14 protein-coding genes and 1 other annotated feature are annotated in these 15,198 nt (G+C 32.1%); of the genes, 4 read left to right on the top strand and 10 right to left on the bottom strand.

The features are described 5' to 3' along the window. Positions 1-89 precede the first annotated feature (89 nt). The 6 genes from BN1075_RS09200 to metG form a co-directional block, all read right to left on the bottom strand. A complete protein-coding gene (locus BN1075_RS09200; protein WP_040192805.1) occupies positions 90-1,313 on the bottom strand; it encodes a hypothetical protein in 1,224 nt (407 codons plus the stop codon). Between the two features lie 103 nt (positions 1,314-1,416). Continuing rightward, a complete protein-coding gene (gene rsmA, locus BN1075_RS09205) occupies positions 1,417-2,259 on the bottom strand; it encodes a 16S rRNA (adenine(1518)-N(6)/adenine(1519)-N(6))-dimethyltransferase RsmA (protein ID WP_040192806.1) in 843 nt (280 codons plus the stop codon). 1 nt (position 2,260) lies between these two features. Further along, positions 2,261-2,803, bottom strand: coding sequence for a ribonuclease M5 (gene rnmV, locus BN1075_RS09210; protein ID WP_040192807.1), 543 nt, complete (start codon positions 2,801-2,803; stop codon positions 2,261-2,263). A 155-nt stretch (positions 2,804-2,958) separates the two neighbouring features. Further along, positions 2,959-3,984: a 3D domain-containing protein gene (locus BN1075_RS09215; protein WP_040192808.1), complete on the bottom strand. Its 1,026-nt coding sequence runs from the start codon at positions 3,982-3,984 to the stop codon at positions 2,959-2,961. Between the two features lie 289 nt (positions 3,985-4,273). Beyond that, a complete protein-coding gene (locus BN1075_RS09220; protein WP_040192809.1) occupies positions 4,274-5,035 on the bottom strand; it encodes a TatD family hydrolase in 762 nt (253 codons plus the stop codon). Between the two features lie 109 nt (positions 5,036-5,144). Then, positions 5,145-7,085, bottom strand: a complete 1,941-nt coding sequence (gene metG / locus BN1075_RS09225; protein ID WP_040192810.1) for a methionine--tRNA ligase — start codon at positions 7,083-7,085, stop codon at positions 5,145-5,147. An 82-nt stretch (positions 7,086-7,167) separates the two neighbouring features. Next, positions 7,168-7,417 (bottom strand) — a binding site (T-box leader). A gap of 370 nt (positions 7,418-7,787) precedes the next feature. Between metG and BN1075_RS09230 the strand changes: the two genes are divergently transcribed. Then, positions 7,788-9,167, top strand: coding sequence for an MATE family efflux transporter (locus BN1075_RS09230; protein WP_235777772.1), 1,380 nt, complete (start codon positions 7,788-7,790; stop codon positions 9,165-9,167). A 35-nt stretch (positions 9,168-9,202) separates the two neighbouring features. Here the strand turns inward: BN1075_RS09230 and BN1075_RS09235 are convergent, their stop codons facing one another. Both BN1075_RS09235 and BN1075_RS09240 read right to left on the bottom strand, forming a co-directional pair. After that, the gene (locus tag BN1075_RS09235; RefSeq protein WP_040192811.1) at positions 9,203-9,733 is read right to left on the bottom strand and encodes a spore maturation protein; all 531 of its coding nucleotides are present in this window, start codon (positions 9,731-9,733) and stop codon (positions 9,203-9,205) included. Between the two features lie 12 nt (positions 9,734-9,745). Next, a complete protein-coding gene (locus BN1075_RS09240; RefSeq protein WP_040192812.1) occupies positions 9,746-10,321 on the bottom strand; it encodes a nucleoside recognition domain-containing protein in 576 nt (191 codons plus the stop codon). 200 nt (positions 10,322-10,521) lie between these two features. Here BN1075_RS09240 and BN1075_RS09245 point away from each other — a divergent pair, with 200 nt between their 5' ends. Beyond that, the gene (locus BN1075_RS09245) at positions 10,522-10,728 is read left to right on the top strand and encodes a hypothetical protein (RefSeq protein ID WP_040192813.1); all 207 of its coding nucleotides are present in this window, start codon (positions 10,522-10,524) and stop codon (positions 10,726-10,728) included. 98 nt (positions 10,729-10,826) lie between these two features. Next, positions 10,827-11,012: a hypothetical protein gene (locus BN1075_RS09250; protein ID WP_040192814.1), complete on the top strand. Its 186-nt coding sequence runs from the start codon at positions 10,827-10,829 to the stop codon at positions 11,010-11,012. A gap of 58 nt (positions 11,013-11,070) precedes the next feature. Here BN1075_RS09250 and BN1075_RS09255 read toward each other — a convergent pair whose 3' ends face one another. After that, entirely contained in the window at positions 11,071-12,549 is a 1,479-nt protein-coding gene (locus tag BN1075_RS09255) for a leucyl aminopeptidase (RefSeq protein ID WP_040192815.1), read from the bottom strand. A gap of 107 nt (positions 12,550-12,656) precedes the next feature. Continuing rightward, positions 12,657-13,514: a YitT family protein gene (locus tag BN1075_RS09260; protein WP_040192816.1), complete on the bottom strand. Its 858-nt coding sequence runs from the start codon at positions 13,512-13,514 to the stop codon at positions 12,657-12,659. Between the two features lie 224 nt (positions 13,515-13,738). On the opposite strand from BN1075_RS09260, the gene cls reads away from it, so the two are divergent. Beyond that, complete coding sequence (cls, locus tag BN1075_RS09265; RefSeq protein ID WP_040192817.1) at positions 13,739-15,193, top strand: cardiolipin synthase; 1,455 nt, start codon at positions 13,739-13,741, stop codon at positions 15,191-15,193. Positions 15,194-15,198: the final 5 nt, after the last annotated feature.

The raw sequence follows: 15,198 nt of genomic DNA on the forward strand, positions 1-15,198 counted from the left end.
TTTTACTATATATTATGTACTACATTCAAAAAATAGAATAAACTCCCTTAAAAATAGGAGTTTACTCTGCTTATATACATACCATATACTTATTTTGATGTTTTCACAGGTACAACCACTGAATTTTTCTTTACATCATAGTACATCAACCAATGACCTTTTTCACTATTTTCAGGATCACTCATAAATGTTACAAATCCAGTCTTACCTTCATATGGCTGATCTATTAACGCTCTTGTCCCAGGTATTGCATAAATTATATATTTAAGCACACCCTCATCATCACACTTATATCCAATCATAAAATGTTTATACTTTGCTATATATGGGTAGTAACAAATCATTGGATAAAATATAACTGAATACTTGTTATAATCATTTTCACAATACATTGCATCTAAATTTTCCACATGTGCCTTATACCATGTGCAATTTTTAATGCTATCCTTTCTTCCAACCTTCTCTAGTCCCCTTATAACATTCTTAAAGAATTCTCCCATTGGCCCAACTGGATATTCATCCTTATCATTATGGTCATGATGTTCATGTTCGTCATCACATTGCCTTGAATTGTGCTTTTTTCTATACTCTTTTAATCTTTCAATTTGCTCTTCATACTCATCAAAGTCTTGAGCTGCACCTTCTACTATTGGTTCATCTTCTACGTTGCTTGTTTCTTCAATTTTAGCAACCTCATTTGAATCTTCATCTTCTGGTTCCTTTCTATAGCGGCTATCTTCTATTGTATCTTTTTTCTTTTCTTCAACTACTGTAGCTTCCTTCTTAACTTCTTTTTCAGATATTTCTTCTGAAGGCACTTCAATAATTGTAGTTGTTTTTGTTGTTTTCATAGTTGTTGTTTTTGTAACTTTTGCGCCACTCTTTGCAATAGGATATGTAGCCCAATTCTTTAACTCCTCACCACAAATGAAACCAACCATTACAGGATTGATTCTGGTTCCATTAATTTTACAGATTCCAGCTCCTTGAACTTTGTCCATGCTAATATTAGTATTTGCAATATTGCTAGCCTCATGCTCACTGCTAACATCAGCTTTTCCACCTTCATCTATATTAATCTGTCCAAGATTTATAAGTTCTCTAGTGCCACCAATCCCTTGGGCTATCAAAACCATATAGTATGGTCCATTTTGCTTTTTAATATCTTGAACATAAAAAGACGTCTTAGCCCTATCATTTCTCATTTCAAGCTTTGCATAGCCTGATGGGGTTTTATTTATATCCACTCCATACCCCTTTTGATCTTCTTGCAATATGATAAAAAATCTATTATAGCTTTTTTTAGACGGCATACTATTACCTCCATTTTTATTTATACAATATATATATGAGGCATATAAATAAAAAATGATAAAAAACTCCTTTTACAATAGTAAAAGGAGTTTTAATAAAAATTTATTTAGATTTCACATTCTTAATTGCATTTGCCAAATTAGCAAATTCTTGTATAGTTAAAGTTTCACCTCTTCTTGTTGGCTCGATACCTGCATCTGCAAAAGCTTTCTCTTGCAAGTCTTTTTCTAAACCTAAACTCTTCGTACTATTCCATAAAGTTTTTCTTCTCATATTAAATGACTGTTTAACTATATTAAAGAATAATTTTTTATCCTCAACTTCAACCCTTGGCTTATCTAACTTATCTAATCTTATAACAATAGAATCAACCTTTGGTGAAGGTATAAAGCAGCTTGGTGGAACTAATCTTATTATCTTTGTATCACAATAATACTTACAAAGCAGAGTAAATGCACCATACTCTTTTGTACATGGTTCCCCATTTATTCTTTCCGCAACTTCTTTTTGTATCATTATGGTGATAGATTTTATGTTTAATTCTTCGTTTAATAAATTAGCTATAATTGGTGTTGTTACATAGTATGGCAGATTAGCAACAACTTTAACATTTTTCTCATCCCCAATAAGCTCTTTATAATCAACCTTTAAGGCATCCTTATGAATTAAGTTGAAGTTATCATAACTTGAAAGCTCAGCTTCTAATATTGGTATAAGCTTTGAATCAAGCTCAATACTTGTAACCTTTCTTGCCCTTTGAATTAACTCCTTAGTTAAAGTCCCTACACCTGGTCCAATCTCTATAACATAATCATCCTTAGATATTTCTGCACCATTAACTATATCATCTAAAACTGTCTCATCAGTTAAAAAGTTTTGTCCTAAACTCTTCGTAAACCTAAAATTATACTTTTCAACCAAATCTCTTGTATCTAATCTGCTCATTCTATATCTCCTTATCTATCTTGTTCATTGCTTCAATGAATTCCTCTTTTGAAATACCATAATTATTTAATCTAGTTAGAAGTTGATTAGTATTACAATAACCGATTCCTAATTCTCTTCCGACTGCATCTCTTCTTTTTCTAGCATCCTTATCCGCTGTAAGCTTAAAGAAATGCATATCTTGTATAGTAAACTCAGTTCTCTTTTCTTTCAATTCACACTTAGCACCATTTAAAGCTTTTATTATTGTTTCTGGAGATGCATTTTCAACACCTATGTCATCCCCCTTACGCCCTTCACTTTGAGTTATATATGCATGTTTTATATCTGGAACTCTTTTAGAAATTATTCTTCTTATTTTTTCGCCGGCAAAGTCTGGGTCTGTTAATACAATCACACCCTGTCTCTTGTTTGCCTCTTTAATTTTATCAATTATCTTACTGTTTATTCCAAACCCACTAACTGAAATTACTTCTGCATCAACAGCTCTCTTCACTGCTGTTACATCATCTCTTCCTTCAACAACTATTACTTCCTTAATCATATTATCCTCCGATATCATCCTATATGTATATAGCTTACGCTTACGTAAATAATTTATATTATCATTTTTATTGTGATCAATCTATTGTAATTATATCATAGCCTCTTTAAATTTATACAAAAATAATAGACAAATAAAAATAGGAGCATATGCTCCTATTTTAAAATATATACATTAACCTGTCTTCTACCCCAACTAACACATTCCTCATAGGTATTAAAGTATACATCAACTATATTTCCTTTAATTGCTCCACCTGTATCTGCGGCGATAGCTAGTCCATATCCTTCGATGTAAAGCTTAGTTCCTAATGGAATAACTCTTGGGTCAACTGCTACTGTACTGTATCCATTTGGATCACGACTTACTGTAGCTCCTGTAGCTGTTATAGTACCTGAGTCTCCTCTATCTGCGGTATAAGCTGTAGATTCACAAGATAAAACGCTTGAATATGCGTATTCTACATTACTATCACCACGAGAAGGTCTTACAACCGCCATTGTACCTATTTCAACAACTTTATTTATAGGATTTTTGCTTACTGTTTCTTCAACAACTCTTCTTCTAACTTCTTTTCCATTTTCATACACAACCTCTGTTATGATTTTTCTTTCACCTTCAGATCCTTCTTGTACTACTTGTTCTATTCCTTGTTTAAGTTCAGAATTGTTTTTTGTTTCAGTGTCAAAAGCAATTGGTTGAAATTCTGTTACAAGCTCTTTGTTTACCCTGGTAATTTCAATTGTCATTCCAGACTTTAAAGCTTGATCTACTGAAGGTTCTATCATGTCCTCTTCACCAACAGTGATATTTTCCGCTGTTAGCATGTCCTTAATAGTTTTTTCAGCAGAAGTTATAGGCATAATATCTCCGTCTATAACTATTTCAACATTAACTGCTTTATCAATATAAATTATGTCACCATCGTTAATTTTGCTGTCTAATGCTACAGATATCTTATCCTTATCTGCAACTGTTATGCCGTTGTCTTTAAGAATATTTTTTAAATTTTTAGATAGCGTAGTTATTTCTACTGTCTGTCCATCAATTACAACATCTATAGTGTTCTTCAAACTATACATTGCTACTGTGGCACTTAATAGAATTAACACAACAACGAACACCGTCTTTGGCCAAATTGAAGAAACATTCTTCAATTTATCTTTGAAATTGTTTATCATAAAGATTACCTCCCTCAGACAAGAGTACTTCGCTATTATATATTAAGTCATATTTAATGTCAAACTAGCACTCCAATCGTCAACACATTGAACTATATGCATAGTAATGCATATTATAAAAAATATAAAATGATAGCTATCAGAAATTATCAATATGGTTTCTAGGTTTATTAAGGTGATAATCGCTTATTTGTAATATACATATGCATTTTATAGCTCAATTATTCTATCTTTTATTTGATAAATCTTCAGGTGTTATAGTAGTTACATTTTAGATTATATACTATTTTTAAATTTTAAACAAGCTTTTAGTGTTAAATATTGTAAATTCACTTATTTCATCAACAGTCAAACCTTTAATTTCAGCTATTACTTTCATTATGTATTCTATATAATCAGATTGATTTCTCTTGCCTCTATGTGGCGTTGGAGCCATGTACGGACAATCTGTTTCAACTAAAAGCCTTTCAATTGGTATATTCTTAACAACTTCCTTTATAACCTTTGAATTCTTAAAGGTAACAACACCTGTAACTCCAATATAATATCCAAGTTTAATACATTCTTTTGCAAATTCAACACTTCCTGAAAAGCAATGAACCACACCTGTAACCCCTGGATACTCCTTCATTATTGCTAAAGTATCTCCATGGGCCTCTCTATCATGAATTATTACTGGAAGGTTATATTGTTTAGCTATTTCCATTTGAGTTCTAAACACCTGTTTTTGAACTTCCTTCGGTGGATTCTCTTCCCAATAATAATCTAATCCAATCTCACCTACTGCAACTATTTTTTTAGCTTCTGAAAGCTCTTCTATTCTTCTTTTTACACTTTCATTAAACTCATCTGCATTTTCAGGATGAATTCCAGCCGCCGCATGTACAAAGTCATACTCCTGCGAAAGCTTTACTGACATTTCTAGTCCCTCTAAACTTGAACCACAGTTAATAATTCCAACAACTCCATTGTTCTTTAGTGACTTCAATAATTCTGCTCTATCTTCATTAAATTGTTCATCATCATAATGTGCGTGTGAATCAAATATCATAATCATTCTCCATTCTTCTTTATATGTTAAATATTTTACCACATACTATAAATTTTACCCACAAAAAAGGTTCATCATAAACTTTATGATGAACCCTTGTATTCTTTTTTTATCTCACTATTGAACCTGACTCAATTTCGCCAGGATCTGCTACAAATAATTTAGAATCATCATCTGTCGCAGCACATAAAATCATTCCTTGTGACAATTCGCCCCTTAAAGTTACAGGCTTAAGGTTTGCTACAAGAACAACATTTTTACCTACTAACTCTTCTGGCTTGTAGTGCATTGCAATTCCTGATATAACCTGACGAACTTCTCCACCTAAGTCAACTTTAAGTTTTAAAAGTTTCTTAGCCTTTTTAACTGGCTCGCACTCTAAAACTTTAACTACTCTTAAATCAATTTTCTCGAAATCGTCTATAGTTATTTCTTCTTTGATTGGAGTAATCTCTCTCTTTGCCTCTGCCTTTTCTTGCTCTGCTTTTCTTTTTTCTATTTCAGCAACTATAGCTTCAACATCTAATCTTGGGAATATAGCTGCACCTCTGTTAACCTTAGTTCCGGCTACAGTTCCATCAAATGAATTTAAGCTTTCTAAATCTGTTTTTGAAATATTAAGCTGCTCATTTATTTTTACACTTGTTTCTGGTAAGAAAGGTACAAGTAAGCTTGATACAAATCTTATGCTTTCACATAAGTTGTAAAGCACTGTAGCAAGTCTGTCCTTTTGAGTTTCATCTTTTCCAAGAACCCAAGGAGTTGTTTCATCTATATATTTATTTGTTCTTCTAATTAAGTTCCAGATCTGATCTAAAGCATCTGCAATTCTTAAGTGCTCCATTTTATCTGCTACTTTTTTAGGTGTTGCAAGTGCTAATGAAATAAGCTCTTCATCAACAGCTTCCTTAACCACTGGTGCTGGAATTACTCCCTCAAAATACTTTTCAACCATTGTAACTGTTCTAGAAACAAGGTTTCCTAAAGTATTAGCAAGGTCTGAATTGATTCTTTCTGCAACAAGCTCCCAAGTTATCACACCATCATTGTCAAATGGCATTTCGTGAAGGACAAAGTAACGAACTGCATCAACACCAAAGAATTCTACTAAATCATCAGCATATATAACATTCCCCTTTGATTTACTCATCTTTCCATCACCTTGTAAAAGCCATGGGTGACCAAAGATTTGCTTTGGTAGCGGAATATCAAGGGCCATTAACATTATTGGCCAGTAAATTGTGTGGAAACGAAGAATATCCTTACCAATTAAGTGTAAATCAGCTGGCCAGAACTTTGTATAAAGCTCAGAATGGTCTCCATCTAAATCATATCCAAGTCCTGTTATATAGTTTGAAAGGGCATCAAGCCATACATATACAACATGCTTATCATCAAAATCTACTGGTATACCCCATTTAAATGATGTTCTTGATACACATAAATCTTGTAATCCTGGTAATAAGAAGTTATTCATCATCTCATTTTTACGAGATTCAGGCTGAATGAATTCTGGATGAGTATTTATATGCTCGATTAATCTATCAGTATACTTGCTAAGCTTTAAGAAGTAAGCTTCCTCCTTAGCTGGCTCAACTTCTCTTCCGCAATCTGGACATTTTCCATCAACTAATTGAGATGCTGTGAAGAAAGACTCACATGGTGTACAATACATTCCTTCATAATGACCTTTATATATATCTCCTTGCTCATAAAGCTTCTTGAAGATTTTTTGAACCTGCTTTTCATGATATTCATCAGTTGTTCTAACAAATTTATCATAAGATGTATTCATTAAATCCCAGATTCCTTTAATCTGTCCTGCTACTCCATCAACAAATTCCTGTGGTGTAATATTAGCCTCTTGAGCCTTTAACTCAATTTTTTGACCATGCTCATCTGTTCCTGTTTGGAACTGAACATCGTATCCTTGTAATCTTTTAAATCTTGCTATACTATCAGCTAAAACTATTTCATAAGTATTCCCAATATGCGGTTTACCTGAAGTATATGCGATTGCAGTAGTAATATAATATGGTTTCTTTGACATATATTTTCCTCCTCTAGTTCTATCTAAATTTATAAAAATTATCTAATTAAAAATAAAAAGCCTCTATGTAGAATATGTTCTACATAGAGGCGTTATATACGCGTTACCACTCTAATTTATACCTTTCTCACGAAAAATACCTTAATAAGTAACTCCATCCAATGGATTTTTATTACTTTGTCATGTAAGGGTGACTGCCCTATCTTCCTAGGCTTAAGCTTCAGAAAATCTGCTCCAAGACCATATTCCTAAGCTTCCTTAACGCTAGCTTTCACCTTTTCTAGCTCTCTGTAGAAAATTCCCCTCAGTACTCTTCTTTTCATAGCATTATTAAAATTTAAAATTGAAGCTCCTCCTCATATTCATTCGGTGGAATGCTCAAAGAGTAAGTTCCTATAACCAAATCATAAATTTGGACATTCACTTAACTCCCACTATCTAAATCAAAGATTTAGAGTGTCACTTAAATAATAATACTATAGCTATAATATGTCAACGATATAATCTTATTGCCATAATAAAATATTTTATTAACACTTTATTTTTCATTCCACACCTATTTTTTTACTCAAATATGAATTATGATTATATATGTGGTATTTGTATTAAATTACATTTATTTAAATATAAACCATGAATATTCGATATTTATCACTTTATATGATATATCATTATACTTTTTCTTAAGGAGGGGAATCAATTTTGGAATTTATAAGAAATAATCTATCTTTAAATAAATCTACTGTAAAAGATGTATTAAAACTATCATTACCAGCAGTTGTTGAAATGATGTTATATACTATGATTTGGACTGTAGATACCATGATGATCGGACAATATGGTGGTGATTTGGCAGTTAGTACTGTGGGAATATCCTGCGAAGTTATCTACACCTTCACAAATATCCTTGTTGCTCAAAGCTTATCTGTTGGTATTACCTCTATAGTTGCAAGACGATATGGAGCTAAGGAATATAATATCGCCGAAGAATATGCAACCATTGGTGTTGGATTAGGTGCTATCGTCAGCTTTATAACTACTATTTTTATTTTTTTCTTCAGCAAGAAATTATTAATAATAGCAGGTGCTGAGCCAAGCATCATAAGCCTTGGAAAAGTATATATCAACATTGTTTGTATTGGACTTCCTTTTAATATGCTTAGCAGTATGTTGGCAGCTGTAAACCGATCTTATGGAAATACAAAGACACCTATGTTGGTATCAATTGTAATGCTTATTGTAAATCTAACTCTAGATGCAATCCTGATTTTTGGTTTGTTCGGCTTTCCCGAATTAGGTGTAGCTGGTGCAGCTCTAGCCACAACTATTGCCAACATAGCTGGTTTTACTTATTCAGCTATCTATACTTATAAAAAATCAAAAATAAAAATTCATGCTAAATACTTAAAAAAGCTTTGTGGTTTCAAACTTAAAGATATAACCTTATTATCTATTCCAGCCGGCATGCAGGAGGCTGCATACAGTATCGCACGCCTATTAACCAGCATGATGATTATGCATCTTGGTACAGTCGCCTTTGCAGCAAATCAAATAACCCTGACCCTTGAGAATATTTCCTTCATGCCTGGATGGGGATTTGCCGTAGCTGCAACGACACTAGTCGGAAACAAGGTTGGAGAAGGAGATTATAAAAAAGCACGTGAATATGGAAGAACTGCTGGTATTCTTGGTCTGAGTGTTATGCTTGTGTTTACTTTGTTATTTCTGATTTTCCCAACACAACTTATTAGGATGTTTATAAGTGGTGAAAGCACAGAAGTAATCACTCTTGGAGCCGCTTGTCTTATGATTGCTGCCGCAGAGCAGCCAATGATTGCAATTTCAATGATTGTTGGAGGTATTTTTAAAGGGTATGGTAATACTAAAACTCCATTTAAAATAGCCTTTCTTACCTCTTGGCTTATAAGACTACCTTTAGTATTTATCTTCATATATATCCTTGAATCACCGATTACAACCTTCTGGTTTATCTGCCTAATTCAATGGACTGTAGACGGAAGCTTACTTTATATTTTCTATAATAAAAAATTAAAACCTATCAATAACGAAAACATACTTTAAAAACTAAGGAGCTTAAGCATCAGCTTAAGCTCCTTTTATCTAATTAAAAATGCCGCTAAATTTACTGCAATCAGAACTGCACATAAATCTACTATTAAAGCTACCCATAAGCTATGTCTAATTTTTTTAATTCCAACAGCACCAAAATATACTGTTAGAGTATAAAAAATTGTTTCTGTACCTCCCATAATAATTGAAGACAAAAATCCTAAATATGAATCTGGACCATAACTTTTAACTAAATCTGTAAAGACTCCTACTGCACCACTTCCTGATAAAGGCTTTATTAACACTAATGGAACTATTTCCGGAGGTATTCCAACTAAATTCACACCTGGTTTTACTAATTTAATAAAATAATCCATTGCTCCAGATGCCTTAAAGCAGTTCACCGCTATAAGCATAGCTAATAAATATGGAAAAATCCTAAGACACACACTCATTCCATCCTTTGCACCTTCAATAAAGCACTCGTACACCTTTACTTTTTTTATTATCCCATACAATACTACTGCACCTATAATTATTGGAATTATTCCCTTTAATATATAACTAAATATACCCATAGCCTTCTCCTCCTAAAAATGCTTTTGTAACAGCTTACATAAGGTTATACCTATTACTGAAGCTGAAGTAGTTACACATAATGCTGGCAATATTATTGCTCCTGGATTTGCTGACCCAACAGCTGCTCTAATTGAAACTACTGTAGTTGGTACAAATTGAATACATGCTGCATTTAATATTAAAAATAAAACCATATCATTACTTGCCTTTTCCTTATGACCGTTTAATCTATCCATTTCCTCCATAGCTTTAATTCCAAAAGGTGTTGCCGCATTTGATAAACCAAACATATTTGCAGTAATATTCATTACAATTGCACCTAAAGCTTTATCATCCTGACCAGCCTCCTTAAAAATCAACCTAAGCACTGGCTTCAATCCCTTTGCTAATTTATCTGTTAACCCGCTTTTCTCAGCAATTTTCATTACGCCACACCAAAGACACATCATCCCGAGTAATTGAACAATTAACTGTACAGTATCCTCAGTTGTTGTAACAATAGTCTTAGATAAAAGTTCACCATTACCAGATGCTAGTCCAAAAACTATTCCTATAAATAAAATTCCAAACCATATAACATTAATCATTCCAAGTACCCCCCATAAAACTTTATTACTATTCAATTTAATATGATAATACCCATTAATATTATTCGTTTCTAAACCATGTATATGAGGAATACTTGTCCATTATTTAATTTTAAAGAAATTTGTTTAATTCATATTTTTAATTATAAAATTTTCCTTTTGGGAAATACTATAAAAAACAACATAAGGAGGATATGTGCGTGGATTTAAATAAAATTATTGAAATGAAAAATCAAAGTCCTGGAGCCACTGCTACTTATAACAATAGAGAAATTTTTATAAGAAAAATCTATGATAACAGTGGTTTAGTCGAAGTAGTTGATTTAATTAATGGTGATGTTTATACCCTTCATAGCAGCAAAATTGATGCACCACTTCCAAATTCCGCTTCACACAGCTTTCAATAAACCCTTCTTTAAAAACATATTTGGGTTGAATTTAAATCTTCTCAATGATAACATTTAAGATAGAAGTAAATAGAATTTAATTTAAAAGGAGATTTTTTATGAACGAAAGCAACTTAAAGCAAGCGCAAAAGGAAATTGATGAAGCCCTTTCTACTATTGAGAAGTTAGAAGAAACTATCCAAACAGACTCTATATCTGATGAGATAATTAAAGAAAACTTTTTATCTCTATCAAATAAGGTTCGTGAAATAGAAGCAGTTCTAAAAAATGAAGGTATTTTATAGTCTAATTGTTTACATAAAAGAAGCACAACTACATCAAATTGTAGTTGTGCTTCTTATTTTAATCTATTTTTGCTAATTCATATAAAAGTCTTGAACCGATACCCGTTGCACCTTTTGTAAAATATTCTTTATTAGGAGTTCCCTCTGAAAAAGCAGTTGCTGCAATATCAAGATGAACCCATGGCTTTTCTTCCACAAACTCTCCAACAAATAGTCCAGCAGTTATTGCTCCACCACCAACAGGTGCAGTAATATTAGCTAAATCAGCATTATTTCCCTTTAGCAAGGCTTTATACTCATCAAAAGCTGGGAATCTCCATACCTTCTCGTCACATTTTTTAGAAGCTGCCTCCAGTTTACTGTAAAGCTCATCATTATTCGAAACAACTCCAGTTACTACATTACCTAAAGCTCCACCTACAGCTCCTGTGAGTGTTGCTATATCAATAATTTTAGATGCGCCCTCTCTTCTGATGATATAGGTTACTGCATCAGCTAGAGTTAATCTTCCTTCAGCATCTGTATTAAGAATCTCTATTGTCTTGCCATTCATAGTGTTTATAATATCACCTGGTCTATATGCTGTTCCTGAAATTAAATTTTCGCAGGCTGCGACCACTGCAACAACATTTTTCTTTATCTTCATTTTAGCAATGGAGGACATAGCTCCAATTACAGCTCCGGCACCACCCATATCAGTTTTCATCTGCCACACTGTAGGTGCAGTTTTAAGGCAATATCCACCAGCATCAAAAGTTAACCCCTTTCCTACAAACCCTAATATGTTATTTTTATCTTCTGGATTTCCCATATACCTCATAACTATTAGCTTAGGCTCATTAGCAGAGCCTTTACCTACAGAAATAAAAGCCTCCATCTCTAAGTTTTCTATTTCTTTTCTATCAAAGATTTCTACTTCAAATCCACAATTTTTTCCTACTGTTACTGTTCTTTCTGCAAGCTCTGCTGGAGTTAAAATATTAGCTGGCTCATTAACTAGCTCTCTCGCTAACAAGTTTCCTTCTGCAATAGCATGTCCTTCCTTAACATTGTCCATTAATACATTTATATCCGCTTCATTATTTACTACAAGAGTTACTTCCTTCAACACTTCTGATACTTTTTCACTCTTATATTTATCAAATCTATAAGCAGACATTAATATAGCTTCAGTCATTGCCTTTATTAATTCAGGAGTATTACTAGTAAATTGATCTATATACATGGCTACATTTGTAATTTTTTGTGCTGTTATTTCCTTCATAACCTTAGCACTCACATTTCTTATTAAATCTATACTGAGATGTTTATATTCCCCTAATCCAATAAGAATACTTTTTACAACACGATTATTTTCTACATTAGTCAATGTATATATTTCATTCTTTTTTCCACTAAAATGCTTTTCTTCCTTAAGGCACCTTAAAATCTCTTTTAAACCATCGCAAGACGTAGTTTCCGTATCTTCAAACACCATAACTACTTTCGAAATATTTGCACCTTCTACGTCTTTATACCTTTGTAATTTTATTTTCATTTCGATACACCACCTAGAATTAAATTTTCCCTCTATAATCTTTTCTAGGCTTTCATCTAAATTCCTTTAAATTAAATATAAACGTATATAAATTTAACTTAAAAATGTTAATCATGTTGTGGCTCTGTGAACCCTCGTCCCATTACCTCTCTCACATCAGTAACTGTTATAAAAGCCTTATCATCTACTTCTCTAACCAGCTTCTGAATTTCTACTAACTCTTCAGTTGAACAAACAATAAATAGTATATCTCTTTCTCTTCCTGTATAAACACCTTTTCCGTTAAGACTTGTAATTCCTCTATTAATATGAGTCATTAATACTTCGGAAATTTCTTGTGATTTATCAGAGATGATATGAACCCCTTTAGAGTAATTAACTCCTTCAACTAAAGTATTTACAACTTTAGATACAATAAATATTGAAATTAACGCATACATGGCCTTTTCAACACCAAAAACAAAGAGTCCAATAACAATAATACAACCATCAATGCATAATAGTATTTGATTTATAGGAACCTTTTTTAAGTAATGTTTTAATATTATTGCTAATAAATCAGTTCCCCCTGTTGATGCTGATGACCTTAAAACTAATCCAACACCTGTTCCTACAAATAATCCACCAAAAACACTTGCTATAAGTAAATCTGAATGTACTGGTGGAATAAAGCTTGTATACCAAAGAGCAACAGATACATATAAAGTGCCAAATATAGCCTTCTTGGCAAATTCCATTCCCTTAATCTTAATCCCAATAATAAATAACGGTAAATTAACAATTATATTTGTTAACCAAAGCGGAATGCTAAATACATAATCTAATACAATAGATAATCCTGATACCCCTCCTGTAACCAATTGCTGTGGTGAATAATACACATTAATCCCTATAGCTAATATAGTTATTCCTAACATTATCATTGAATAATTCTTAACTTCATTCTTCCTTAGGATATTTCTCATAGCTTCTCCTTTCACTACCTCAAAGTATGAACTTTGCTATATTTAAACTGTTTTTATAGCATAGATTTTAATCTAAAGTAAACACTAAATTTAATTATAATATTATGCAGAATATAATTAAAGCAAATTTATATTGAATGTATGTATTTTTTGTTTAGTATGATAAAATTAAAATAAAACGCATTATACTTTTATACATTTTTTCCATATACAAGGAGATTATTATGGATAGTTACACAATGTTTTTAAACATACTCAACTTCATTTTTATTCTTAATATTGCATTTGCTATAGTGGTAATTATATTCGAACGTAGAAATGCGAATAATACTTGGACTTGGTTAATGATAATGCTTTTTGTTCCAATCTTAGGCTTTATTTTATATCTTTTCTTTGGTCAGGATTTAAGACACAAGAAATTTTTTGTATTAAAAAAAGAAGAGGAATCCATTTTAATTAGATTTTCTGATGAACAAAAAAAGCTCATTAATGATGATACTATTATGATCCAAAACCCTATTCTAATTGAATTTCACGATGTGATTAATCTAAATTTAGCCAGTGATAACTTCGTAGTTACTAATAATAATAAAGTTGATGTTCTTAACAATGGTATAGAAAAATTTCCACTATTAATCGACTGCATAAAAAGCGCTAAAAATTTTATTCATATACAATATTACATCTTTGAAGATGACAACTTAGGTACAGAAATTCTTAACCTTTTAGTAGATAAGGCACTACATGGAGTTGAAGTTAAACTTTTATATGATGGTATGGGATGTCTTCATAATAAAAGACACTTTTTTGATCCCTTAAAAAAAGCCGGTAGAGAAGTGTATTGCTTTTTCCCGCCCTTTATCCCATATATTAATATTAGAATTAATTATAGAAATCACCGTAAAATATGTGTTATAGATGGAGAGCATGGCTTTATCGGAGGGCTTAATATCGGAGATGAATATTTAGGTTTATCTAAAAAATTTGGCTTCTGGCGTGATATACATCTTCACTTACAAGGTGATTCGGTAAACTATCTTGAGGTTCGCTTTCTTATGGACTGGCGATTTGCAAGTAATCAAGATTTCTTTATGAGTGAAAAATATTTCCCTAAAAAACAATACACAGCACAAACTGCTGTGCAGATAATTTCTAGTGGTCCTGATTCTGATTGGTGCTCAATTAGAAATACCTACCTAAAACTTATTAATAAGGCTCAAAATAGTATTTATATTGAAACACCTTATTTCATACCTGATGAAAGTATTCAAACAGCTCTGAAGATTGCATGTTTATCTGGTGTTGAAGTTAAAATTATAATTCCAAGCAAACCTGATCACCCCTTCATTCATTGGGCGTCTAAATCTTATATCTGGGAACTAGTTGAATGTGGTGCTCATTGCTACACTTATGATAATGGTTTTATTCATAGTAAAATGGTTTCTATTGATGGTAAAATGTGTACTGTTGGTACAGCAAATATGGATATTAGAAGTTTTAATTTAAATTTTGAAGTTAACGCTATAATATATGATGAAACCGTAACGAGAAAAATTGACCAGGCATTTATGGAGGATATTCTTAGCAGCACACTTCTTACTCAAGAATTATATGATAAAAGGACACCTCTGGTTAGGTTTAAGGAATCTGTTTATAGATTGCTTTCACCAATACTTTAATCAGT

The organism is Clostridium culturomicium (genome assembly GCF_000821305.1).
Lineage (GTDB): Bacteria > Bacillota > Clostridia > Clostridiales > Clostridiaceae > Clostridium_J > Clostridium_J culturomicium.